This is a genomic window from Arthrobacter crusticola, assembly GCF_004357995.1.
Classification (GTDB): Bacteria; Actinomycetota; Actinomycetes; order Actinomycetales; family Micrococcaceae; genus Arthrobacter_D; species Arthrobacter_D crusticola.
The window spans coordinates 657,769-681,912 of the sequence record NZ_SMTK01000002.1; the positions used below are offsets into that span (position 1 = coordinate 657,769).

Genomic DNA, 24,144 nt, shown 5'->3' on the forward strand with positions numbered 1-24,144 from the left:
CCGGGCGCTGGAAAGATAACCCCCATGCGCTCTCTCTCACCCACCGTCCACCCGCCTGCACTGCGGGAGCGGCGGAGGATCACCGCGGAAATCCTGATCGTGATGGGGCTCTCCCTCGGACAGTCGGGCGTGTACGCGGTGGTCCGCCTGTTGGACAAGGCGACCTCCGGTCCGCTCGCCGGCCAGACCACCACCCTGAACCCGGTGCTGAACGACCGGCAGTACTTCGACCTGGCGTACCAGCTGCTCGGGATCTTCTTCGCCCTCGTGCCGGTCGCCCTCGCCCTGTTCCTGCTGAGCGCCGGCGGGGCCTCGGCGTTCCGGCGGATCGGCTTCACCTTCGAACGCCCCGCCCTGGATTTCGGCCTCGGGCTGGGGCTGGCCGTGGCCATGGGGGTGGGCACCCTCGGCGTCTACGCCGCCGGACGCGCCCTGGGCGTCACCACCGCCATTGTCCCGGCGGCCCTCGACGACTACTGGTGGACGGTGCCCGTGCTCGTGCTGTCGGCCCTGCGCCACGCGGTCCTCGAGGAGGTCCTCGTGGTGGGGTACCTGTTCGAGCGGCTGCGCCGGCTGGGCTGGTCCGTTCCGGCCGTCCTTCTCACCAGCGCGCTGCTGCGCGGCAGCTACCACCTCTACCAGGGCATCGGGCCGTTCGTGGGCAATGTGATCCTGGGCCTGATTTTCGGCTACGCCTACCTGCGCACCGGCCGGGTGATGCCGCTGGTCATCGCCCACGCGGCACTCGACATCACCGGCTTCGTCGGCTTCGCCCTGCTCGGCCCGGCCATCGGCATCGGGGACTAGCGGACCCGGACAAAAAAGCCCGCCTCAAAGAGAACGGTTGCAGGGCAAAGGCCCTGCAACCACTCCCGGCCCCGCAGACTGCTCTCTGCTTGACAACTTCGGCGCCACCTCTAACTAAACCAGTCCCGGCAGCCCCCTGGGCGGATACTTCGGCGCTCAGGGTGTCTTGACATGCCTGCCCGCCGTCAGGAACGGGAGGCAATCCATCGCTCCCGCCGCCGGTCCGGTTCCGCCGAAGGACGGCTGCAGAACGCGCTGCCGCACCGAAGTTCCCGTCAGCGGATGTCGGTATCCCTGCCCAGCCTGCCCCGCAGGCCGGGCAGCAGCTGGTGCACGGCCGCCCGCGCCGGCCCATAGGCGCGGATCCTGCGCATCGAGGTCGCCACCACGAGGCCGCGGTCGATCCGGACGGCGGAGCGGCCCAGCGCCCGCGCAACCCGCAGCGCGTACTCGACGTCCTCGTCGAGCTCGGCGATCGACGTGCGCGGAAATCCCCCCACCCGCTCGTAGGCGGCGGCGCGGGTTGCCAGGTTGTGCCCCGCGACGAGCCTGAGGTAGCTGCGGTCGAGGTGGCCGGCGGCCAGCGCCGTGCGCAGCACGAGGAAGGCGGCGGGGATCACCAGGGCGTCCCCGGCGCGGCGGTGGGCGTCGTCGAGGGGCACGCTCCTCCCGCCCAGCAGTGCGGTGCCGGGGCGGCCCGCGAAGCCTGCCAGGATCCGCCCGGTCCAGTCGGGCCGCGGAACACTGTCCCCGTCGGTCCGGGCCACCAGGTCGAAGCCGTCCGCGATGGCACGGCGGAATCCGGTGTCGCTGGCCGCCCCGGTGCCCTTCACGGGCTCCTCAAGGACCGTCAGCGGGAAGCCGTCCCGGCCGGCAAGGAATGCGGCGATCCGCGCCCGGGTGCCGTCGGTCGACCCGTTGTCGACTACATAGACGGAGACGCCGTCCCGGTGCTGCTGGCGGTACAGCCCCTCAAGGGTCCTGCCGATGGAGGGCTCGTTGAACACCGGGACCACCACAGCGAGCCGTGCGACCACAGCGTTCCCCCGGACGGCGTTTCCCGGTGCGGGCTAAATTTCGATCTTGCCGTTGGCGGTGTCGAAGGTGACCGACATCAGTCCGGGCGTTCCGTTGGGGGCGGTCCACTTCACGGAGACGTCCCCCAGCGGCGCCTCGACGGGAGTGCCGAGCCATTCGGTGACCCGCGCGCGCGACCCGGCGATGGTCAGTGAGTCAAGCCGCACCGTCGAGGGGCGGGCGTTGGAGGGGTGGAGCGCCTCAGTCCCGTCGTCCCACCGCAGCAGGTAGGGAACCTGGGGGTCGGCGATCAGGCCCTTGATGCCGATCTGCTGCCAGGTGAGCTCCTGGCCGTCGGGGAACTTCCGGTTGCCCGGTACCGACTGGCGCCCAAGCCGTTCTTCGAAGGGCGTGAGGTCATCGACCGCGACCACCCAGCCCATCCAACCGCCGCCGGCCTCGGAGCGGGCACGCACGGCCTGGCCGAACGGGGCCTTGATGGACGCGGGGTGGTCGAGGACCTCGACCACCTCGACATACTGGCCGTTGGCCAGGGGCACGATCATGTTCCGGGTTCCGAAACGGGGGTGCACACCACCCTTGACCGCTTCGACGCCCAAAGCTGAGGAAATCCGGTCCGCGGTAGCGGCCAGTCCGTCGGGTTCGCAGGCATAAGATACATGGTCCAAGCGCATGGCTACATAGTGGCACTTTGTGATCCGCGTCTCGACTTAGGTGCACCTTACTTAACGCTGAGTCACAAATTGCCCCCGGCCGCGGGTTTCGGCTTTCATGGGGAAAAGGTCATGAGTGCCAGCACACAGCCCCGGCTTGCTGGCCGGCAACCCTCCACCGCGGCGGGGTGCCCCGGGTGAAGACCTGGCGGAGCGCCACACGGCGCTGCGCAAGCGCGGGTCCCCGCCGGCGGTTTCCGGCGGCGGACGGGCCCCTTCATCGACAGGGAACGCCATGTCCAGCAACTGGTCCTTCGAAACCCGCCAGATCCACGCGGGGCAGACGCCCGACGCCGCCACCGGGGCACGGGCGCTGCCCATCTACCAGAGCACGTCCTTCGTCTTCCCCAGCACACAAAGCGCGGCCGACCGGTTCGCGCTGACCGAGCTCGCCCCGATCTACACCCGCATCGGCAATCCCACCCAGGAGGTCGTTGAGGCCCGCATCGCCTCGCTCGACGGCGGGGTGGGCGCCCTGCTGCTCGCCTCGGGGCAGGCGGCCGAAACCTACGCCATCCTCAACCTCGCCGAGGCGGGCGACCACATCGTCGCAAGCCCGAGCCTCTACGGGGGCACCTACAACCTCTTCCGGCACACCCTGAGGAAGTTCGGCATCGACACCACCTTTGTGGAGAACCCCGACGACCTGGGGCAGTGGCGCGCCGCCGTCCGGCCCAATACCAAGGCGTTCTTCGGGGAGGTCGTCTCGAACCCCCGCCAGGACGTGCTCGACCTCGAGGGCATCAGCGCGGTCGCCCACGAACACGGCATCCCCCTGATCGCCGATGCGACGGTGTCCACGCCGTACCTCATCCGCCCCATCGAGTGGGGCGCCGACATCGTCGTGCATTCCGCCACCAAGTACCTCGGCGGCCACGGCACCGCCATCGGCGGCGTCATCGTCGACTCCGGCCGCTTCGACTACGGCCGTGACCCGGAGAAGTTCCCGGGCTTCAACACCCCCGATGAGAGCTATCACGGACTGGTGTACGCCCGGGACCTCGGCGTGGGAAGCGCCCTGGGGGCGAACCTCGCCTTCATCCTGAAGGCGCGCGTCCAGCTGCTGCGCGACCTCGGATCCGCGATCTCTCCGTTCAATGCCTTCCTCATCGCCCAGGGGCTCGAAACGCTCAGCCTGCGGATGGAACGCCACATCGCCAACGCCCGCGCCGTCGCGGAATGGCTCGAACTCCACGACGACGTCGAGTCGGTCGCCTACGCCGGCCTGCCCTCAAGCCCCTGGTACGAGCGCGGGCTGAAGTACGGACCGAACGGCACCGGCGCCATCGTGTCCTTCGACATCGCCGGCGGGATCGAGGCCGGCAGGCGCTTCGTCGACGGCCTCGAACTCCACTCCCACGTGGCCAATGTCGGCGATGTCCGCTCCCTGGTGATTCACCCCGCCTCCACGACCCACAGCCAGCTCGGCGCCGAGGCGCAGCTGGCCGCGGGAGTGCGCCCGGGCCTGGTGCGCCTGGCCGTCGGGCTGGAGAACCTCCAGGACATCCTGGCGGACCTCGACGCCGGGTTCCGCGCGGCCAAGGGAAGCTAGCGGGCCGTGACCGCCTACCTACCCGCCCCCGGGCGCGCCCCGGCACCGGGCGTTCCCGGGCGCGACGGCGCCGTCCGGACCGCCCGCCTCGGCCCCGCCACCCTCGAGACCGGAGGGTTCCTGCCCGGGGTCGAGCTCGCCTACGAGACCTGGGGCGTGCTCGACGCCGACGCCTCCAACGCCGTCCTGATCGAACACGCCCTGACCGGCAGCTCCCACGTGGCCCGGGGCGGGTCGGACGAGGACGGGTGGTGGGACCCGCTCGTCGGTCCCGGCCGCACCGTGGACACTGACCGGTACTTCGTCGTTGCCGCCAATATGCTCGGTGGCTGCTACGGGTCCACCGGCCCCTCGACGCCGGCTCCCGACGGCCGGCCCTGGGGTTCGCGCTTTCCCTTTGTCACCATCCGGGATTCTGTCCGGGCCGAAGCGCTGCTGGCCGACCAGCTCGGGATCCGCCGCTGGCATTCGGTGGTGGGCGGTTCAATGGGCGGGGCGCGGGCGCTTGAGTGGGCGTTGATGTACCCGGAGCGGGTGGCCCGGTGTGCCGTCATCGCCTGCTCCGCCGCGAGCACGGCCGAGCAGATCGCGTTCGCGCAGGCCCAGCTGCAGGCCATCCGCCTCGATCCGCACTACGCCGGCGGGGACTACTACGGGTCCGCCCCTCCGGCGGCCGGCCTGGGGCTGGCCCGGCGGATCGCGCACATCACCTACCGGTCCGAGGTGGATTTCGCCCTCAGGTTCGGGCGGAGCGCCCAGGGCACCGAGGCCCCCTTCGGAGGGCGGCGTCCGGCGGACCGCGGGCGGTATTCGGTGGAGAGCTACCTCGACCACCAGGCCGCCAAGCTCGTGCAGCGGTTCGACGCCAACAGCTACCTCGTCCTGACCGAAGCGTTGATGAGCCACGACGCCGCACGCGGCCGGGGCACCCTGCGGCAGGCGCTCGGCGCGGCGAGCGCCGAGTTCCTCGTCGCCGCCGTCGATTCCGACCGGCTCTACTTTCCCGAGCAGGCGCGCGGCCTCGCGGCCGCCCTCCCGGGGGAGGTGCCCGTCCATACCATTTCCTCACCGATCGGCCACGACGCCTTCCTCACCGAGATCGGGCAGCTCGACGCACACCTGCGCGCCCGTTTCTACCCCCGGTAGCCTCCCCGAAAGGACTGGGCGCGCCGGAGTAACCAGCCCTACAGTGGTGCCGAGCACGCCCGCCGCCGGCCGGCGGCGGCCGCGAGGAAGGATCGTTCATGGACCTGAACAGCATCGGCTGGAACGAGGAAGCCCGGGGGAAAATCCTGCTGGACGCGGACCGCGCGCTGCAGGAGGCGGTGAGGGAGGCAGTGGAAACCTTCAGCGGCCGCAGCAGGGAGGAAGTGTATGAATTCCTCTTCGCCAAGCTCCAGCCGCAGTTCGTCGACTTCCAGCCGGGACCGGACCTCAGCGCCTGCGCCGACGCCGTGGCTAACGGAGAGGTTTCCCTCGACGCCTAGGTGCAATGCAGTGCGCCGTGGGGCCCGCAGCCGCGGCGGACCGGGGTCCGCCGTTCCTAGAGGCCCGCGCCGGGTGGCATGGCCGGACCGAAGATTGTCGAAGCTTCCGGACGCTTGGGGCTGATGCCATCACCGGAGGAACGGTGGCGCAGGCGCCTCAGGATCCAGGGCATCAGGTATTCCCGGGCCCAGACGACGTCCTCGGTGCGTGCAAGGCGCCAGCTCTTCGGCGGAAGCGGCTTGGCCTGCATCGGTTCGAGGGTGTGGTTCACCGCGAGCGTGTCGAGGACCATCATGGCGATCGTGTGGTGCCCCAAGGGGGAGAAGTGGAGACGGTCGTCGGACCACATCTGGGGATCGGAGAGCTGCCGCAGCGCCCACATGTCGGCGATCACGGCGTCGTGCCGGGCCGCGATGACCCGCAGGTTTTCGTTGTACACGGCGGTCTTAAGGCGCACCTTTCCCAGCACCGTGTCGCGCACGTCGGGCCCGGTGAACAGCACCACCGTCGCGCCCTCGCTGCCGAGGGTCTGTACGGCGGAGTCGAACCGTGCGGCGAGCTGATCGGGGTCGGCGCCCGGCCGCAGGAGGTCGTTGCCGCCGGCGGAAATGCTCACGAGGTCGGGCTTCAGTGCCAGCGCCGGCTCCACCTGCTGGTCAACGATCTGCTGGAGCAGGCGCCCCCGGATCGCAAGGTTTGCGTAGGAGAAGCTGCCGCAGCCCCGGCTGAGCTCCTCGGCGACCCGGTCGGCCCAGCCCCGGTTTCCCCCGAGGCTGTCGGGGTTGGGATCCCCGATCCCCTCGGTGAAGGAATCACCAAGGGCGACGTACCGCCGCCAGGGGTGGGGAATGGCCTCCCCTTCAACGTGTACTGATTCTCCAACTGCAGGTACTGCCTGTTTCTCACTCACCCCTTCATCCTGCCAAGTCCGGGGCCGCCTACGCGACCGTAGGTAGCCCCGGTTACGGCGCCGCGGGTGGGTGGAGCGCGTGGGCCGGGGCGGGGTGCATGCCAGAATTGGGGGATGACGAAAACCGGCCCCGCCCCCCTGTCCACGCCCGTCTGGGACCCGGTCACCCTCTGGTCCCGGCCCGAAAGCGAGAGGGCAGGAACCCCGCTTCTTGTGCTGTTTCACGGCTATATGGCCGACGAACGCGACCTCATGGGGCTCGCCGATTACCTGCCCGAGGAGTTCACGGTGGTCTCGGTCCGCGCACCCCACGCGGAGGACCAGGGGTACTCGTGGTTCCCGCTGTCCCGGGACGCCGGGTACTCGGTGGAGGCCGTCGTCGACGCGCTTACGCCCTTGGCGGAGTGGCTCGATGCAATCCGGGCGCCGCACTCGAGCGTCAGCCTGCTGGGGTTCTCCATGGGCATGGGCGTCGCCACCTCGCTGCTGCGCCACCGCCCTGGCGACTTCGCTACCGTTGTGGGCCTCTCAGGATTCGCTGTTCCACCCGAAGGCCATCCCTTCTTTCAGGACGAGGCGCTGGCGGGCCAACAGGTGCCCTTCTTCTGGGGACGGGACCAGGCGGACGAGGTGATCTCCTCCTCGATGGTGGAGTACACGCACCGCTGGGCAACCTCGACCACCCGACTGACGAAGGTGCTGTACCCCACCATGGGGCACAGCATCAGCCAGCAGGAACTGGCCCACGTCCGGGAGTTCCTGACGCTGACGGTGCTGAATGCGCCGTCCGGCGGGACCGGCGGAAGCTGAAGGGCCCCGCGCTCAGCCGGCCACGATCTTCACGCTCTGGCCGTTGACGCTCACGACGTCGCCGGGGTGGAGCTGGCGCCCGCGGCGCTCCTCGATGTCGCCGTTGACGTGGACCAGCCCGTTGTCGATCAAGGTCTTCGCCTCGGCTCCGTCCTCGGCCAGCGAGGCAAGCTTCAGCAGCTGTCCCAGCCGGATCATGCCGTCGGAGATGGGAAGTTCGCTGATGCCGGCCGACGCGCCGGGTCCGTTCGGTTCGCTGCTCATAAGGCAATTCTGCCCGACCGGATGCGGCCACCGGTCCACTAAACTTGACCGGTGACTTCCTCAGCACCGCTCCCGCCCCTGATCGGCATCCCGGTGGCGCTCGCCGCCGGCACAGCCATCCCCGTCCAGGGGCGCATTAACGGGGCCCTGGGTGCCCGGCTCGACGACGGCGTTGCCGCGGCCCTGGTGAGCTTCGGCACAGGGCTGGTGGTGATGATCCTGATCTCCCTGGTGCTGCCGCGCGGCCGGGCGGGCTTCCGGGCGATCGGTCCCTCGGTGCGCGAACGCCGGTTCCCGCCGGTGTACCTGGGGGCCGGGGCAATCGGCGCGTTCTTCGTGTTCTCCCAGTCCCTGACCATCAGCCTCATCGGCGTCGCGCTGTTCTCCGTGGCCGCGGTCATGGGCCAGTCCCTGAGCGGACTCGTCGTCGACCGGCTCGGCATCGGCCCGGCGGGCAAGCGGTCTGCGACCCCGATGCGCATCATCGGCGTCGTGCTGACGGTGGTGTCCGTGATCTGGGCCGTCTCACCCCGGTTCGGTGCGGCGGGGGAGCCCTCGTCCTGGCTGATCCCGGTCCTGCTGCCGGTCGCCGCCGGCATTCTCCTAAGCTTCCAGCAGGCCATGAACGGGACGGCGGCCTTCCACTACGGAACCCCCATCACCGCCACCCTGGTGAACTTCATCGCCGGGACCGTGGTCCTGCTCGCGGCCTGGCTGGCGAAGGTCGCCATCGCCGGACCCGGCAACGCCCTGCCGTCGGAGTGGTGGTACTACCTGGGCGGGCCCATGGGCTGCGTCTTCATCGGCCTGGGAGCGCTGCTGGTGCGCAGCCTCGGCGTCCTGCTCACGGGCCTCGGCCTGATCGGCGGCCAGCTCGTGGGATCGCTGGCCCTTGACCTGTTCGTCCCGGCACCCGGGAGCGTCGTCGCCTTCGCCACCGTCGCCGGCACCCTCCTGACCCTCGTCGCCATCGTGCTGACCACCCTGCCGTGGCCCCGGGGCGCCGCGGCCGCGGCGGCGCGCCGCCGGCGGACCGGGACGACGGCCGGGCGCACGTAGGGCAGGTTCGGCTCCGGTGCCGGTAGGCTTGGAGCAGGACTGTCCCTTCCGGATTTCCGTGGTTTTCTGTCGGGAATCCCGGAAGGATCCACAGCTTTGCACCCATCATCCCGCGGACCGCACCCAGCGGCCTGCTGACGACCGGAGAACCCCCATGGCGGCACCCAAATCAGCTCTTGACCCAATCATCTCCCTCTCCAAGCGGAGGGGCTTCGTCTTCCAGTCCGGGGAGATCTACGGCGGATCGCGTTCGGCGTGGGACTACGGGCCCCTCGGCGTTGAGCTGAAGGAGAACATCAAGCGGCAGTGGTGGCAGTCGATGGTGCGCGGGCGCGAGGATGTCGTCGGCCTCGACTCGGCAGTGATCCTTCCCCGCCAGGTGTGGGAGGCCTCGGGCCACGTCGAGGTGTTCAGCGATCCGCTGGTCGAGTGCCTGAACTGCCACAAGCGCTACCGGCAGGACCACCTCGAGGAGGAGTTCGAGGAGAAGAAGGGCCGTGCGCCCGAGAACGGGCTGCTCGACATCACCTGCGCGAACTGCGGCACCAAGGGCCGCTGGACCGAGCCCCAGAGCTTCTCCGGGCTGATGAAGACCTACCTCGGCCCCGTCGCCAGCGAAGAGGGGATGCACTACCTGCGCCCCGAAACAGCCCAGGGCATCTTCGTGAACTTCAACAACGTGCTCACCACCTCGCGGCGGAAGCCGCCGTTCGGCATCGGCCAGATCGGCAAGAGCTTCCGCAATGAGATCACCCCGGGCAACTTCATCTTCCGCACCCGCGAGTTCGAGCAGATGGAGATGGAGTTCTTCGTCGAGCCCGGCACCGACGACGAGTGGCACAAGTACTGGATCTCCACCCGCTACGACTGGTACACCGACCTCGGCATCCGCCCCGAGAACCTGCGCCTCTTCGAGCACCCGCTGGACAAGCTCAGCCACTACTCCAAGGGCACCACGGACATTGAATACCGTTTCGGCTTCTCCGGCTCCGAGTGGGGCGAGCTCGAGGGCATCGCCAACCGCACCGACTTCGACCTCTCGACCCACTCGAAGCACTCCGGGACTGACCTGAGCTACTTCAACCAGGCCACCAACGAGCGCTACACCCCGTACGTGATCGAGCCCGCCGCGGGCCTGACCCGCTCCTTCATGGCGTTCCTCGTCGATGCGTACACCGAGGACGAGGCGCCCAACGCCAAGGGCGGCGTGGACAAGCGTACGGTGCTCAAGCTCGACCCGCGCCTTGCCCCGGTCAAGGCCGCGGTGCTGCCGCTGAGCCGCAACGAGGACCTCTCACCCAAGGCCAAGGAGCTGGCGGCGCAGCTGCGGCGGAACTGGAACATCGACTTCGACGACGCCGGGGCGATCGGACGCCGCTACCGCCGGCAGGACGAGATCGGCACGCCGTTCTGCATCACCGTCGACTTCGACACCCTCGAGGACCAGGCCGTAACCATCCGCGAACGCGACACCATGGCGCAGGAACGGGTCTCCCTGGACAAGGTTCAGGGCTACCTCGCCGAGCGGATGCTGGGCGCCTGATGGCCCTCGAGTACCGTGCCTGGCAGGAGGGCGATGACCTCGAGCTGCTCCAGCTGTGGGGCGGCCCGGAGTCGACCCCGTCGGAGCAGTTCCGCGGCTCCTTCCGGCCCTCCTCGGAGGAACCCTGGAACCGCTGCATCACCGTCCTGGACCAGGGCATTCCGGTCGCCGCCGGTTTCGCTTATGAAACGGCACTGCACCCGGAGAGGCTCTGGTGCTATGTCGAGGTCGCGGCGGACCACCGCCGCGCCGGTGTGGGGTCGACCCTGCTGGCGATGCTGCGCCACGAGGCCGCGGCATCGCCGTCGGGCGTCACGGCCCTGCGCAGCAAGGTCCAGCCCGGCACGTCGGGGGCGGCCTTCGCTGAGGCCACCGGATTCACCACCATCCAGCGTTCCCGCGTGGTCGTCGTGAAGCCGGGCGCGCTGCCGGCCCCCCGGTTCGAGGACGCCTCAGGGCCCCAGCTCGAAGAGGCAGCGACCGGCTCCGTCGAGCTCACTCAGGCCGTCGCCGCCTTCTACACGGCCGTCCACGGCTGGGACCGGGCGGAGATGACCCTCGGCCGGGCCCAGAACCTGCTCCTGGCCGACGCAACCGGCGCCGGAGGGGCGGTGGTGCTGCGGGATAAGCCCAAGAGCGACGGCGGGTCCATCGCGGCCTTCGCCGTCAGCTACACCTCGGCCCGCACCGACGCGCCGGCCGACGTCCTGCTCGGATACGACACGTCCCTGCCCGCTGCGGAGCAGGAAGCCGCGGTGGCCAGCCTGCTCGCCATGCTCGTCCACACCTACCCGGTCCAGCTCGAGGTTGACGATTCGATGACGGCGCTGGTGAACGTCGTCGAACCGCTGCTGGCCGCGGGCTCCGCCGTGGAGGCCGCTCCGGCCACCTTCGTCGTCGCCGGCTGACGGCCCGCACCGGGGGAGCGGCCGCACGCGTCCGTCGGTCAGCGCCTCTCCGGAGGCGGCCCGCCCGGGCCTCCCGGGTGCCGGCCCGAGGCGGGCGGCCGGCACCCGGCCACCCGCGGCTCAGCCCCTGCTGTACCGCCCGGTGGCGAGGTCGTGTGCGTCCGCGGCGGCCCGTTCGGCCTCTGTCATGGCACCGCCGCCCAGGTGGGCCGGCTGCCACCACTCACCGGGGGCCGGGACCAGCGGGAAGGTCTCGATGCACCGCTCGATGCCGTCCTGCAGTTCGGCTCGCAGCTTCTCCGTCTCTGCGGCCACATCCGCGCCTGGCGTCTGCCGGATCGGTCCGCTCACGTGGATCCGCACCGGGGAGCCCCACGCGCGTCGAAGCGAAAAGCCGTGGCCCCGGGTCAGCAGGCGGTGCGAACCCCACACCGAGACGGGGAGAATCGGCACGCCGGCCTCCGCCGCAAGCCGCACGGCCCCGGTCTTGAGCTCGCGCACCGTGTAGCTGCGGCTCACCCCGGCCTCCGGGAGGATGGCAACGTATTCGCCGGCGCGCAGCTTCGCCAGCGCGTCGGCGTAGGCCTCGGCCCCGGCCCGGCGGTCGGTGACGACGTGCCCCAGGCCGTACACGACCGGCCCGACCACCGGATGTGATGCCGCCGCCTTGGTGATCATGTACCGCATCTGCACCCGCGCGTGCTTCCAAAGGACGAGTTCGGCGAAGGCGAAGTCGAGGTATCCGAAGTGGGTGATGGCCACGACGGCGCCCCTTCCGGGCACCGCGCGGCGGGAGCGGCCCTGCAGCGGGTCCGGGGCCGGAAGGTTTTCGGTGCCCGTGACGTCAATCCGCAGCCGAAGCGCCGCGAAAGTCAGCAGCCCCGCCCGCACCACCGCACGGTACATCCGGTCGCTCTGCTTCGGTTTCCATACCATCGTGTTTTTGTCCTGTTCCGGTTGGTGGAGGGGCGGCGGTGGCCATCCGCCCCGGTGACTGTTGCCCGGCCGCATGCGGCGCCTCAGACTCGAATGGCCAGTGGTTCGTCGGCGGTCAGCAGCGTCCGCGCCAGGCGCAGATGCGCGGGCTCGACGCCGGCTCCGGTGTCCGCCGCGAAACGGCTGAGGATGAAGGAGGCCGTGAGGCCGTGCCAGCTGCCGACCTTGCGGAACATGAAGTGTCCGGCGTTGCGGACGCTGACGTAGTTCACCGAGGCGGCAAGGGGCAGGGCGCGCTCGGCGAACCGGCGGGACTGGCGCGGGCTGGTCCAGCGGTCGGTGTCGCCGTGCACGATCAACAGGTGCCGGTCCTTGACGGGATCCACCGGGGTGTTGCTCTCAAGCCACGGGGCGAGGGCCGCCACGGCTCGGACCTGCGGGTCATCCGCAGCGCAGATCGCGGTGAGCCCTCCCATGGAGTGCCCCACCAGGTAGATCGGAACCCCCGGATGCTGCTGCCGGATGCGCTCGAGGGCCCACCGTGCGTCCTGCAGCGCCGACATTTCGGGGCCGTTCCAGCCGCGCACCCGGTTGCGCAGTGCCATCACAGCCAAGCCGAGCGGACCGCCCCGGCGGTGGAGGATCGAGGCGAAGGGGATCATCCGCGAGGGACTGAGGTGCCGGCTGCGCACGGGATCGAAGCTGTGGGCCCGGCCGCCGTGGAGCACCAGGGCGACGGCGGTGACCTCACCCCGCGGCGCGCGCACCGTCAGGACCGGATCGGCCGGCACCACCGCGCGGGCGGGACGCCGGGGTGTCCCGCCCATTCCAGCACCGTTCCCGCTCATCGCGTCCCCCTCCACTCCTCGGCGCCGTCAGCACCGGTGCCCGCCGGGTACCTTTACCTCCAACCCTAGGCGGCACCGCCCGGGTGTCCACCCTGCGTAGACTCCGTATGAAAACCTTGCTCTTCCGTAACTTCTGCACCACCAACCGAAGGATGTCCGTGGGTATCAGCCACACTTCGACTGCCGGTTCTTCGGAGCCGACCGCTCCAATGATTGCCACCCGCCGCCGGGCAAACTTCCTCCTGGCGGCCATCCTCCTTCCGCTGGGGCTGCTGACGGTCGCTGGCATGTGGCTGCTGTGGCCCTCGGGCGACACCTCGGAGATTTCGGTGGCGAATCCCTACGCGACCGCGGAGGGTGTGCAGTTCGAGACCGGAACGGTGCAGCGGGCGGCCTTCGAGGACTGCCCGTCCTCCCAGCCGACCGTGGACGCCGGCGGCGAGGCCCTCACCTGCCTGGTGGCCTTCACGGTGCCGGACGCGGGCGGCCCCACGGTGCCCGTCGAGGTGACCCCCGAACTGGCCAAGGCCAGTGCCGTCGAGGCGGGGGACCGGATTCGGTACCTGAACCTCGAGGGGGTCATCCAGGGCGGATCGGCGCCCTATGTCTTCGTCGACTTCATCCGCACCGTGCCGATCGCCGCCCTGACGATCCTGTACGCCGTCGTGGTCGTCGCCGTCGCCCGCTGGCGCGGATTCCGGGCGATGCTCGGGCTCGTCGGTGCACTGTTCATCCTGGCGCAGTTCATCCTGCCGGGCCTCGTGGAGGGCGCACCGCCCCTGCTGCTCGGCCTCGTGGGCTCGGTGGCCATCATGATCGGGGTGCTGTACTTCGCCCACGGTTTCTCCGCGCGCACCTCGACGGCGTTGCTCGGCACCATCTTCGGTCTGGGTATCACCGCGGTGCTGGCGGCCTGGGCCACCGGGACGGCCCACCTGACCGGGGTGGGCGACGACAACGCGTACGCGCTGGTCAACTCCTCCGACCAGTTGTCCATCTCCTCGATCATCCTGTGCGGGCTGATCATCTCCGGCCTGGGCGTGCTCAATGACGTCACCATCACCCAGTCCTCGGCGGTCTGGGAGCTCTACGAACTGGCCCCGTCCACCCCGGCCCGGCGGCTGTTCACTGGGGCGATGCGCATTGGCCGCGACCACATCGCCTCGACCGTCTACACGATTGCGTTCGCCTATGCAGGTGCGGCCCTGCCCGTGCTGATCCTTGTCTCGCTCTATGACCGGGCCCTGATCGACACCCTCACCAGCGGCGAGCTCGCGGAGGAAGTGGTGCGCACCTTGGTGGGCTCAATCGGTCTGGTCCTGGCCATCCCGGTCACCACGGCCATCGCCGTGGCGGTCGTGAAGGCCGTCGGGGGCCGCGGAACGGGTGCCGCGCCGGTACCCGCCGCCGTTCCGGCGGGTCCTGGCGGCACGCCGGAGCCGGCCCGGCAGCAAGCTTTGCAGGAAGCTTCGCAGGGGGCACCGTCGGGGGCCGGGAACGGACCCGAAGCGGAGCCGGAGGTGCATGCAGGCTCCCGCCGGGCCCGCCGGGAGGCAGAATCCCACTAGGCGGCACCGCGGCGGCCCCAAAAACGCTCCCGAGACGCCGCGCGGTCCCGCGGATGCGCTGCCGCCCGGGCAGCCGCCGGAGGGCCGATGTGCCCGATTTGCCCGCACTTGCGACAATGGAGGGGTGACTGCCGTAACCACCCGGACCGCCGGGCCCGCACTCCATTCCGCCGCCCCCGCCGTCGACGCCTCGGCCCCTGACGCGCCCGCCGCAGCCGACGCAGCGGCATCGTTAGCTTCCGCCGACGCCGCCACCCGGCTCGACCTTCCTCCGCTGCGCCTCGGCCCGATCACCGTGGACACCCCCGTGATCCTGGCCCCCATGGCGGGCATCACCAACAAGGCCTTCCGTCGGCTGTGCCGCGAATACGGCGGCGGACTGTACGTCTCCGAGATGGTCACCTCGCGCGCGCTGGTCGAACGCAGCCCCGAATCCCTCCGGATCATCTCCCACGACGAGGACGAGTCGGTCCGCTCCGTGCAGCTGTACGGGGTGGATCCGGCCACCGTCGGCGCCGCCGTGCGCATTCTCGTCGAGGAGGACCGGGCGGACCACATCGACCTGAACTTCGGCTGCCCCGTGCCCAAGGTGACGCGGCGCGGCGGCGGAGCGGCGCTGCCCTGGAAGCTAGACCTGTTCACGGGCATCGTCCAGACCGCGGTCCGCGAGGCCTCCAAGGGCGGCATTCCGCTGACCATCAAGATGCGCAAGGGCATCGACGAGGACCACCTGACCTTCCTCGAGGCCGGCCGGATCGCCCGCGACAGCGGAGTGGCGGCCGTCGCCCTCCACGGCCGCACCGCCTCGCAGTACTACTCGGGAAAGGCCGACTGGTCGGCCATCGCCGAACTGCGCAACGCCCTTCCCGACATCCCGGTCCTGGGCAACGGTGACATCTGGAGCGCCGAGGACGCGGTCCGCATGGTGCGCGAGACCGGCGTCGACGGCGTCGTCATCGGCCGCGGCTGCCAGGGCCGCCCCTGGCTCTTCGGCGACCTGATGAACGCCTTCGAGGGAAGCGCCGAGCGCCACCAGCCGGGCCTCGGCCAGGTCGCCGAGACGGTGTACCGCCACGCCGAGCTGCTCGTCGATGCCTTCGGCAGCGAAATGATGGGCCTGCGGGACATCCGCAAGCACATGGCGTGGTACTTCAAGGGGTACGTCGTCGGGGGAGAACTGCGCGCCAAGCTGGCCACGGTGCCGACGCTCGAGGTGCTGCGGGGCCTGCTCGCCGAGCTCGACGCCGAATCCCCCTACCCGGGCGCGGACGCCGAGGGCCCCCGCGGCCGGGCCGGCTCGCCGAAGAAGACCTCACTGCCGGAGAACTGGCTTCAGTCGCGGCGCCTCAACGAGGCGCAGCAGGCCGACATCTCGGCGGCCGAACTGGACGTCTCCGGTGGCTGACTCCCCGGACGCCCGGTGTCCCGCGGCACGCCGCGCCGATTCCGACCACCGGCCGAAAGGCAGGAAGGGCCCATGAGCTTTCCCTCCGCACCGCTGACCGCGGGCTACGCAGTCGAGGATCTCCACCGGTGGGTCGACGAGCCCGCCAAGAGCACCCACCGCTCGGACTTCGAACGGGACCGTGCCCGGGTCCTCCACTCCTCGGCGCTCCGGCGCCTCGGCGCGAAGACCCAGGTCGTGGCCCCGGACACCGACGACTTCGTGCGGACCCGGCTCACCCACAGCCTCGAGGTCGCCCAGGTCGGCCGCGAACTCGGCCGCTCCCTGGGCTGCGACCCCGACATCGTCGACGCCGCCTGCCTCGCCCACGACCTCGGCCACCCGCCCTTCGGGCACAACGGCGAGACCGCCCTGAATGAGATCGCCCACGGCATCGGCGGATTTGAAGGCAACGCCCAGACCCTGCGGCTGCTCACGCGCCTCGAACCGAAGGTCATCCGCCCCGACGGCACGTCGGCGGGCCTGAACCTCACCCGGGCCAGCCTCGACGCCGCCTGCAAGTACCCCTGGACGGCCGCGGACGCCCCGCTCATCAACGGGCACCGCACCTCCAAGTTCGGCGCGTACGACGACGACCTCCCGGTCTTTTCATGGCTGCGCGCCGGCGCCCCGGCCGGCCGCTCCTGCCTCGAGGCCCAGGTGATGGACCTGGCCGACGACATCTCCTACTCGGTCCACGACGTCGAGGACGCCATTGTCGCCGGGCACCTTCAGCTGCGCTGGATGGACAGTCCCGACGCGCGGGCCCGGGTGGTGGGCTACACCCAGCAGTGGTACCTGCCCGGCAGCGACCCGGCCGCCGTCGATGCGGCCCTCGCGCGGCTCGAGAAGACAGCGGTCTGGGTACGGGAGGCCGACGGCAGCCGCCGCTCCATGGCCGCCCTGAAGAACATGACCAGCCAGCTGATCGGCCGGTTCTGCCTGAGCGCCCTCGAGGCGACCCGCGCCATCTACGGCACCGACCCGCTCACCCGCTACACGGCACAGATGGTGGTTCCCGAGGAGACGCAGCTCGAGATCGCCGTCATGAAGGGCCTGGCCACCACCTACGTGATGACCACCGATCACCGGCAGCCGCTCTACGAACGCCAGCGCGAGGTGCTTTCCTCGCTCGTGGCGCAGATGGCCGCCAACGGGGACCGCTACCTCGAACAGTCCTTCGCGGCCGACTGGCAGGCCGCCGGCGATGACGACGCGCGGCTGCGCGTGGTGATCGATCAGGTGGCCTCCCTCACTGACGGCTCGGCTTTGGCCCTGCACGAGAGGATCGTCGGGCCGGTCCCTGCCCTCTGGTAGCGCGGTTCCGGGCCCCTGGCCGCCGCTGAGCTCCGGGGCGGCGCAGCGGGCCCGCCGGGGCGCCGCCGCCGAAGCTGTCAGTGGCGGGGCCTAAACTGTTGTCATGGCCGGACTCATCAAGCGCGAAGACATCGATGAGGTACGCCAGCGCACCGACATCAAGGAGATTGTCGACGGCTACGTCACCCTCAAGTCGGCCGGCGTGGGCTCCTACAAGGGGCTGTGCCCCTTCCACGACGAACGGTCGCCCTCCTTCCACGTGCGACCCCAGCTGGGCTCCTACCACTGCTTCGGCTGCGGCGAGGGCGGCGACGTCATCTCCTTCCTCCAGAAGCTCGACCACACCTCATTCACCGAGACGGTGGAGAAACTCGCCGCGCGCCTGGGCCTCGAGCTCCACTACGAGGACGGGGGCACCGGCCCGCGCCGGGAGGACGTCGGCCGCCGCCAGCGCCTCCTCGACGCCCACAAGATTGCCGCCGAGTTCTACCGCGACCAGCTGCTGACCCCCGGGGCTGCAGCCGGACGGCAGTTCCTCCAGGAGCGCGGGTTCGACCGTGAGGCCGCCGCCCACTTCGGGGTGGGCTACGCCCCGCAGGGCTGGGACGGGCTGCTGAACCACCTCACCGGGCGGGGTTTCACACACGACGAACTCAAGCTCACCGGCATGTTCAGCGTCTCCTCGACCAACGCCTCGCGCCTCTACGACCGCTTCCGCGGCCGGCTCATCTGGCCCATCCGCGACATCACCGGCGACACCGTCGGATTCGGCGCCCGGAAGCTGTACGAGGAGGACCAGGGGCCGAAGTACCTGAACACCCCGGAAACCTCGCTCTACAAGAAGTCATCGGTCCTGTACGGCATCGACCTCGCCAAGAAGGACATTGCCAAGACCCGCCAGCTGGTCGTCGTCGAGGGCTACACCGATGTAATGGCGTGCCACCTCGCCGGCGTAGGCACCGCCGTCGCGACCTGCGGCACGGCGTTCGGGGCGGACCACATCAAGATCGCCCGCAGACTGCTCTCCGACGACGGCACCGGGGGAGAGGTCGTCTTCACCTTCGACGGCGATGCCGCCGGGCAGAAGGCCGCCCTGAGGGCCTTCGAGGAGGACCAGCGCTTCATCGCCCAGACCTATGTCGCCGTCGAGCCCTCGGGAGCCGATCCGTGCGACCTCCGCCAGACCCGCGGCGACGAGGCGGTGCGGAGCCTCATCGCCGACCGCCGGCCCCTCTTCGAATTTGCCATCAAGGCATCGTTCGCGAACTTCGACCTGACCACCGGCGAGGGGCAGGTCAAGGCGCTGCGCCATGCGGCCCCCATCGTGGCGCGCATCCGCGACGTGTCCCTGCGCTCGACCTACACGCGGGAGCTCTCGCGCTGGCTGGGCATGCAGTTCGTGGGGGAGGACCAGGTGGGGCGGGCCGTCGCGGCTGCCGCGCGCCGTGAGGGCGCGGCGCCGGCGGCCACCCCAGGAGCCTCGACGGGCGCCGGTTCCGGGCGCACAGACTTCGGCTCGGCCGGATCGGGCCGTGCAGGGTACGGCGGGCCCTCCGGCGGCGACCGCCCCACCTTCCAGGCCGGGGAGGGCCCGGTGGGGTCCCCAGCGGCCGGGCAGGACGGTCCTGCCGGGGAGGGGATCCTCGACCAGCCGCAGTTCTCCCGGCCCGATCCGCGCGATCCCATGGCGCGGATGGAGCGCGAAGCCCTCGAGGTGGTGCTGCAGCAGCCAGGACTGCTCGATGTTACCCAGTGGGAGCGGTTCGGCGAAGCCCCGTTCTCGGTGCCCGTCTACGCCGCGCTGCGAACCGCCGTGCTCGCCGCGGGCGCCGCCGGGACCGATGCCGGGCAGTGGGTCGAGCGGGTGCGCCGGGAGGTGCCCGACGTGCTGCGGCCGCTCGTGAGCGAGCTCGCCGTGCGTCCCCTGCCGGCGAAGGACGCCGACGCCATGGCCGTGTACTGCCGGGACATCCTGAACCGGTTGACCGAGCTGCGGATCACCCAGCAGAAGGCCGAGAAACTGGGGCAGCTTCAGCGCATGGATCCCGCCGCCGATCCGGTCCTCTACAACCAGCTGCAGCGTGAGCTGATGGACCTCGAGATGCAGCGCCGGCAGCTCCGGCCGGACTGATCCGGCGCCAATTTCACTTCACCCGGTTTCGTATGTAAAGTTGTATCTGCCGCTTTCCTCCGTAGCTCAATTGGCAGAGCATTCGACTGTTAATCGAAGGGTTACTGGTTCAAGTCCAGTCGGAGGAGCAATCAGGGCCGTTGACGGGTTTTCCCGTCAACGGCCCTTCTTTTTGGGTCCGGTTTGTGGATCCGCACCCCGTGGATGCCCGGCTACCGCAGCGAGGCCAGGGCGGAACGGTAAAGGGCCTCCTCGGCCCGGTCCCAGCTCCAGCCGCGCTCGCTCACCAGGGTGCGCCACGACGCGGGGCCGAACCACAGCCACAGGAGGTCCGCGGCCTCCCCGGTGGACATGCCCGGGCGCAGCGCCCCGAGGGACCGGAGATGCTCCGCCACCTGCGCCAGCGCTTCGAGGTAGGAGGCGGTGGTGCGCTCCCACAGGGCCTCGCCCTCCTCGTGGACCGGGAGGGCCTTGTAGACGGCCTCAAGGGGTACGGCCTGGCCCTCGTTGCCCCTCCGGGTGCCTGAGGCGAGTTCGCGCAGGACCTCGTCGATCCCGCTGAGGCTCCGCACCGCCTCGACGGTCGCGGCGCCGGGGGATTCGACGACGGCGCGGTCGACGATCTCATTGAGGATCGCCGCCTTGCCGCCGACGCTCGCGTAGACCGTCTTCGCTGCCACGCCGGCGGCCGCCGCAATGTCGGCCACGCTCACCCGGGCGTACCCGCGGACGGCGAACAGTTCGGAGGCCCCCCGCAGGATCGAGGCCCGGGTTTCGGCGGCGCCGAGCTCCCGTGAAGGGGAGGTGTAGGCGCGTTTCCCGCTCACGCCGAGCTTCTGCTGCCTGGGAGATGGATCACAAAGGCACTGTACCGTCCCGATATTCGATAGAATGGGTGTTACCCCAATTGCTCCGTGCGGTGCGCTTCTGCGGCCCGCGGGGCGCATTCCGGCGGATTCTCCGTCCCTCCACGAAGGAACACCCATGCAGATCGATCCCTCCGCACCGGCGGACAAGCCGGAAACGCAGCAGATGATCGTCATCCATAAGGCGCTGCGCCGCGAGTTCGGCCTGCTCCCCGGGATCGTCGGGAAGGTGGCCGGCGGGGACACAGCGCGCGCCGGGGTTGTGGCCGATCACACGAAGCTCACCCTGCGGTTCCTCCATGAACACCACGAGAGCGAGGATCGCCTGCTCTGGCCGGTCCTTGAGCAGCGGGTCCCCCTGGAGCGGTCCCTTGTGGAGACGATGGAGGCCCAGCACACGGTGGTGGCCGACCTCATCGCCTCCCTCGAGGCCGAACTGGCGGCCTGGCAGGCCGACGCCTCGGCGGCCGCCCGGGACCGCATCACGGGGCTGCTCACGCGCCTTGATGCCGCGCTCGCGGAGCACCTCGATGCCGAGGAGACCAGCGTGCTTCCACTGATCCACGACAACCTGACCGTTGCGGAATGGGACGCGCCGGTGAAGGACGCGGCCTCGAACATGCCCAAGGACCTCCGCTCCCGCCTGATGCTGGCGGGAATGGTGATCGAGAGCGCGACCGACCGGGAGCGCGTGTGGTTCCTGAACGAACTCCCCGCTCCCGCCCGGCTCTTGTGGAAGCTGGCCGGCATCCGGATGTACGGCAGGTACGTCAGGACCGTCCGCGGAGCCTAGGCGCGGTTACGCCGGCCGCGGGCCGGAGTGACCGCGGCCGGCCCGCCGTGGTTCCTCCAACCGGGAATGCGCCGGCTGCGGCAGTCGGAACCCTGCTGGTGGAACGCGCTCGGGCGTAGGGTTGAGCCATGAACACCCACGGCAGTGTCATCCTGGTCACGGGCGCCACCGGCTACATCGGTGGACGGCTCGTCTCGCGCCTCCTGAACGAAGGCCACACCGTCCGGGTGGTGGTGCGCACGCCCGAGAAGCTTAAGGACGTCCCCTGGGCCGAGCGCGTCGAGATCGTCCAGGGCGACCTGCAGGACCCGGAGACCATGAAGGCCGCCTGCGGAGGCGTCGACGCCCTCTACTACCTGGTTCACTCAATGGGCTCGGGCCGCGGTTTTGAGCGCCGCGAATCGTCGATCGCCGCCACGGTGGCGTCCGCTGCGACGGCCGCCGGGGTGGGGCGCATGATTTACCTCGGGGGGCTCCACCCCGACGGTGTCGCACTGTCGACGCACATGCGCTCACGCACCGAGGTGGGGCGCATCCTGCTCGAGTCCGGCACCCCGACCATCGCCTTCCAGGCCGGCGTCGTCATCGGTTCCGGATCCGCGTCCTTCGAGATGATCCGCCACCTCGCCGACGTCCTGCCCGTGATGCCCGCACCCAAGTGGGTGCTGAACCGGATCGAACCCATCGCTGTCCGTGACGTCATCCGGTACCTCATCGGGGCCCTGGGCCTCCCCGCGGGCCTGAACCGGACGTTCGATATCGGCTCACGGGAGGTGTTGACGTACGCCGAGATGATGAACCAGTACGCCGAGGCGGCGGGCCTGCCACGCCGGACGATCCTGGCCCTGCCCGTGCTGACCCCGCGGCTGGCCGGGCACTGGGTAAACCTCGTCACTCCTATTCCGCGGGTCATGGCCATGCCGCTCATCGAGTCCCTCCAGCACGATGCCATCACCGCCGAACATGACATCGACGAGTTCATCCCCGTGCCCGAGAGCGGGCTGACGGGCTACCGGACGGCGGTTGACCTGGCGCTCGGCAAGATGCGCGGCGGCGAGGTCGAAACCAGCTGGGCGGGAGCCTCGAGTTCCGATGCCGTGGCGGACCCGCTGCCGTCGGACCCGCAGTGGGCCGGCCACACCGTCTTCACCGACCTGCAGACCTACCGCTCCTCGGCCCCGGCCTCAGCGCTGTGGAACGTGGTCGAAGGCATTGGCGGCGAGAACGGCTGGTACTCCTGGCCCGTCGCCTGGGCCGCGCGCGGGTGGATGGACAAGCTGGTCGGCGGCGTCGGCCTGCGCCGCGGCCGACGGGACGCCGACGAGCTCCTCACCGGCGAAGCGCTCGACTTCTGGCGCGTCGAGGAACTGGTCAGGGGGGAGCGGCTCCGCCTGCGGGCGGAGATGAAGGTTCCCGGCCGGGCCTGGCTCGAACTGAGCGTCGAACCGGATGGCACCGGGAGCACCTACCGCCAGCGCGCCGTGTTCTTCCCCCGTGGCCTTTCAGGACGCCTCTACTGGCTCGCGGTGCTGCCCTTCCACAACTTCATCTTCAAGCCGATGGCGCGCAATATCGCCCGGGCCGCCGAGGCCCAGGCCGCCCAAACGGCGGGCTGAGGATACCCGGACGGATCCCCCGGGTCCGCCGGCCGCCGTCGTATCGGGGAATCCGGCCCGGGCGGCTAGGCCAGCGCTGGCACGCTCCGCGGCCGCACGACCGTCCAGAGGGCCACGATGGCCAGGGCGATGCAGGCGGCCATCACCACCGCCATGGGAGTGGCGCTGTCGATGCCCAGCACGCCCACGACCGGCGAAACGGCGCCGGCCAGGCCGAAGGTCACGGCCCCTAGGATCGAGGCGGCGGTGCCGGCCTGCGCGCCGTGGTTGAACAGGGCAAGCACCTGCACGCAGGGGAAGACGAAGCCGGCGGCCATGATGTAGAACCACAGGGGGACGGCGGTGCCCCACAGGCCCAGCCCCAGCTGGTCAAACGCCAGGATCAGCAGCGACATCACCAGCATGACGACGGTGGCGGCGGCAATCACCCACTGCGGCCCGTATCTCCGCAGCACCCGGGAGCTGATCTGCACGCCGGCGACGATGCCGAGGGAGTTGATCCCGAACAGCAGGCCGTACTGCTGCTCACTGAGCCCGTAGAGGTTCTGGAAGAGGAACGGCGATGCCGACAGGTAGGAGAACAGGCCCGAGAAGTTCATCCCGCCGACCAGAAGCACCCCGAGGAAGATCCGGTCCGTGAGCACGGCGCGGTAGCGCTGGAGCGCGGTCGAGCCCGAGCTCTTCCGGCGTTCCCGCGGAAGCGTCTCGATGATGAAGACCGAAACGGCGATGATGACCAGGATGCCGTACGCGGCGAGGAACCAGAAGATTCCGGGCCAGTCCACCACCACCAGCAGCTGCGACCCGATCACCGGGGCAAAGATCGGGGCCATGCCGTTGACGAGCGCCAGGTAGGAGAACATCCGCACCAGCGCATAACCGCTGAACAGGTCGCGCACCGTGGCCAGGGCCACGACGCCGCCGCCCGCGGCACCCACGCCCTGCAGGACGCGGAAAAACATGAGCATGCTGATGTCCATGGAAAGGGCTACGCCGATCGAGGCTCCGACATGGAGCGAGGTGGCAAGGATCAGCGGCACCCGCCGGCCGACCTTGTCGCTGAGCGGGCCCACGATGAGCTGGCCCACGGCGAGGCCGATAATCGTGCCGGTGAGGGTCAGCTGGACCGCGGCTTCCGTGACGTTGAAGTCACGCTGCAGCGCGGGGAAGGCCGGGAGGTAAAGGTCGATCGTGAAGGGGCCCAGCGCCGTCAGGGCACCGAGAATGCCAACGTAAATCAGTTTCTCCCTGCGGGAGAGGCTGTCGCCGGGGGAGATCGGGGAGGTCAAGGGCTACCTATCGGGACGTGGTGGTTCGGGGTGGCTCGGGCGGCCCCGGTCGTCAGCAACGCTATTCCACCGGGGGATTGAAACGGTAGGGAGGCGCCGCGCTGCGCCGTTTCATGACGTGGGCCGAAGGGTCGAGGCCGGGCCAGGCCCGCCTATTAGTTGCTATGGCGAACCAGTGTCTTGGACATCTTAGAACGTCTCCCGGGGAAATGGGTGCTAAGCAGGCTTCCCGCTGACGTAGTGT

The 24,144-nt window shown here is 70.0% G+C and carries 22 protein-coding genes, 1 tRNA gene and 1 riboswitch; of the genes, 15 read left to right on the plus strand and 8 right to left on the minus strand.

Annotated features, from left to right (window positions below; all coding sequences use genetic code 11):
* Positions 1-24 precede the first annotated feature (24 nt).
* Complete coding sequence (locus E2F48_RS06910; RefSeq protein WP_133403235.1) at positions 25-807, plus strand: CPBP family intramembrane glutamic endopeptidase; 783 nt, start codon at positions 25-27, stop codon at positions 805-807.
* 275 nt (positions 808-1,082) lie between these two features.
* Here E2F48_RS06910 and E2F48_RS06915 read toward each other — a convergent pair whose 3' ends face one another.
* Together E2F48_RS06915 and E2F48_RS06920 are read right to left on the minus strand one after the other, a co-directional pair.
* Positions 1,083-1,844, minus strand: coding sequence for a glycosyltransferase family 2 protein (locus E2F48_RS06915; RefSeq protein WP_133403236.1), 762 nt, complete (start codon positions 1,842-1,844; stop codon positions 1,083-1,085).
* A 33-nt stretch (positions 1,845-1,877) separates the two neighbouring features.
* Positions 1,878-2,519 (minus strand): VOC family protein, encoded by a 642-nt coding sequence (locus E2F48_RS06920; protein ID WP_133403237.1) that lies wholly within the window; start codon positions 2,517-2,519, stop codon positions 1,878-1,880.
* 107 nt (positions 2,520-2,626) lie between these two features.
* Positions 2,627-2,741, plus strand: a riboswitch (SAM riboswitch).
* Positions 2,742-2,793: 52 nt separating this feature from the next.
* On the opposite strand from E2F48_RS06920, the gene E2F48_RS06925 reads away from it, so the two are divergent.
* The 3 genes from E2F48_RS06925 (at position 2,794) to E2F48_RS06935 (ending at position 5,597) form a co-directional block, all read left to right on the plus strand.
* Entirely contained in the window at positions 2,794-4,110 is a 1,317-nt protein-coding gene (locus E2F48_RS06925; RefSeq protein ID WP_133403238.1) for a bifunctional o-acetylhomoserine/o-acetylserine sulfhydrylase, read from the plus strand.
* Between the two features lie 6 nt (positions 4,111-4,116).
* On the plus strand, positions 4,117-5,256 hold the full coding sequence (gene metX / locus E2F48_RS06930) for a homoserine O-acetyltransferase MetX (RefSeq protein WP_133403239.1): 1,140 nt from the start codon (positions 4,117-4,119) through the stop codon (positions 5,254-5,256).
* 98 nt (positions 5,257-5,354) lie between these two features.
* Complete coding sequence (locus tag E2F48_RS06935) at positions 5,355-5,597, plus strand: hypothetical protein (protein WP_133403240.1); 243 nt, start codon at positions 5,355-5,357, stop codon at positions 5,595-5,597.
* A gap of 56 nt (positions 5,598-5,653) precedes the next feature.
* On the opposite strand, the gene E2F48_RS06940 is transcribed toward E2F48_RS06935, so the two are convergent.
* Positions 5,654-6,508 (minus strand): SGNH/GDSL hydrolase family protein, encoded by an 855-nt coding sequence (locus tag E2F48_RS06940; RefSeq protein WP_133403241.1) that lies wholly within the window; start codon positions 6,506-6,508, stop codon positions 5,654-5,656.
* Between the two features lie 114 nt (positions 6,509-6,622).
* Between E2F48_RS06940 and E2F48_RS06945 the strand changes: the two genes are divergently transcribed.
* Positions 6,623-7,318, plus strand: a complete 696-nt coding sequence (locus tag E2F48_RS06945; protein WP_133403242.1) for an alpha/beta hydrolase — start codon at positions 6,623-6,625, stop codon at positions 7,316-7,318.
* A gap of 12 nt (positions 7,319-7,330) precedes the next feature.
* Here E2F48_RS06945 and E2F48_RS06950 read toward each other — a convergent pair whose 3' ends face one another.
* Positions 7,331-7,582: an RNA-binding S4 domain-containing protein gene (locus E2F48_RS06950; RefSeq protein WP_133403243.1), complete on the minus strand. Its 252-nt coding sequence runs from the start codon at positions 7,580-7,582 to the stop codon at positions 7,331-7,333.
* Positions 7,583-7,633: 51 nt separating this feature from the next.
* On the opposite strand from E2F48_RS06950, the gene E2F48_RS06955 reads away from it, so the two are divergent.
* The 3 genes from E2F48_RS06955 (at position 7,634) to E2F48_RS06965 (ending at position 11,092) form a co-directional block, all read left to right on the plus strand.
* Positions 7,634-8,641 (plus strand): DMT family transporter, encoded by a 1,008-nt coding sequence (locus E2F48_RS06955; protein ID WP_133403244.1) that lies wholly within the window; start codon positions 7,634-7,636, stop codon positions 8,639-8,641.
* 154 nt (positions 8,642-8,795) lie between these two features.
* A complete protein-coding gene (locus tag E2F48_RS06960; RefSeq protein ID WP_133403245.1) occupies positions 8,796-10,184 on the plus strand; it encodes a glycine--tRNA ligase in 1,389 nt (462 codons plus the stop codon).
* Complete coding sequence (locus E2F48_RS06965) at positions 10,184-11,092, plus strand: GNAT family protein (protein ID WP_133403246.1); 909 nt, start codon at positions 10,184-10,186, stop codon at positions 11,090-11,092. Before E2F48_RS06960 ends, E2F48_RS06965 begins: the two co-directional genes overlap by 1 nt.
* 120 nt (positions 11,093-11,212) lie before the next feature.
* On the opposite strand, the gene E2F48_RS06970 is transcribed toward E2F48_RS06965, so the two are convergent.
* The gene (locus tag E2F48_RS06970; RefSeq protein ID WP_133403247.1) at positions 11,213-12,028 is read right to left on the minus strand and encodes a lysophospholipid acyltransferase family protein; all 816 of its coding nucleotides are present in this window, start codon (positions 12,026-12,028) and stop codon (positions 11,213-11,215) included.
* Positions 12,029-12,111: 83 nt separating this feature from the next.
* Entirely contained in the window at positions 12,112-12,876 is a 765-nt protein-coding gene (locus E2F48_RS06975; RefSeq protein ID WP_246018555.1) for an alpha/beta hydrolase, read from the minus strand.
* 209 nt (positions 12,877-13,085) lie between these two features.
* Between E2F48_RS06975 and E2F48_RS06980 the strand changes: the two genes are divergently transcribed.
* The 5 genes from E2F48_RS06980 to E2F48_RS07000 all read left to right on the plus strand — a co-directional run bounded on the left by E2F48_RS06980 (position 13,086) and on the right by E2F48_RS07000 (position 19,464).
* Positions 13,086-14,444 carry a YibE/F family protein gene (locus E2F48_RS06980; RefSeq protein WP_246018556.1) on the plus strand — a complete coding sequence of 453 codons (1,359 nt, stop codon included), beginning with the start codon at positions 13,086-13,088 and terminating at the stop codon, positions 14,442-14,444.
* 274 nt (positions 14,445-14,718) lie between these two features.
* A complete protein-coding gene (dusB, locus tag E2F48_RS06985; RefSeq protein ID WP_246018663.1) occupies positions 14,719-15,849 on the plus strand; it encodes a tRNA dihydrouridine synthase DusB in 1,131 nt (376 codons plus the stop codon).
* 72 nt (positions 15,850-15,921) lie between these two features.
* A complete protein-coding gene (locus tag E2F48_RS06990; protein WP_133403250.1) occupies positions 15,922-17,205 on the plus strand; it encodes a deoxyguanosinetriphosphate triphosphohydrolase in 1,284 nt (427 codons plus the stop codon).
* Between the two features lie 103 nt (positions 17,206-17,308).
* Positions 17,309-19,336: a DNA primase gene (gene dnaG / locus E2F48_RS06995; protein ID WP_133403251.1), complete on the plus strand. Its 2,028-nt coding sequence runs from the start codon at positions 17,309-17,311 to the stop codon at positions 19,334-19,336.
* A 55-nt stretch (positions 19,337-19,391) separates the two neighbouring features.
* Positions 19,392-19,464, plus strand: a tRNA-Asn gene (locus tag E2F48_RS07000).
* An 84-nt stretch (positions 19,465-19,548) separates the two neighbouring features.
* On the opposite strand, the gene E2F48_RS07005 is transcribed toward E2F48_RS07000, so the two are convergent.
* Complete coding sequence (locus E2F48_RS07005; RefSeq protein ID WP_133403252.1) at positions 19,549-20,163, minus strand: TetR/AcrR family transcriptional regulator; 615 nt, start codon at positions 20,161-20,163, stop codon at positions 19,549-19,551.
* Positions 20,164-20,320: 157 nt separating this feature from the next.
* Between E2F48_RS07005 and E2F48_RS07010 the strand changes: the two genes are divergently transcribed.
* Both E2F48_RS07010 and E2F48_RS07015 read left to right on the plus strand, forming a co-directional pair.
* Entirely contained in the window at positions 20,321-20,995 is a 675-nt protein-coding gene (locus tag E2F48_RS07010; protein ID WP_165968710.1) for a hemerythrin domain-containing protein, read from the plus strand.
* 128 nt (positions 20,996-21,123) lie between these two features.
* On the plus strand, positions 21,124-22,611 hold the full coding sequence (locus E2F48_RS07015) for an SDR family oxidoreductase (RefSeq protein WP_133403254.1): 1,488 nt from the start codon (positions 21,124-21,126) through the stop codon (positions 22,609-22,611).
* Positions 22,612-22,676: 65 nt separating this feature from the next.
* Here E2F48_RS07015 and E2F48_RS07020 read toward each other — a convergent pair whose 3' ends face one another.
* Positions 22,677-23,900, minus strand: a complete 1,224-nt coding sequence (locus E2F48_RS07020) for a multidrug effflux MFS transporter (protein WP_133403255.1) — start codon at positions 23,898-23,900, stop codon at positions 22,677-22,679.
* Between the last annotated feature and the right edge of the window lie 244 nt (positions 23,901-24,144).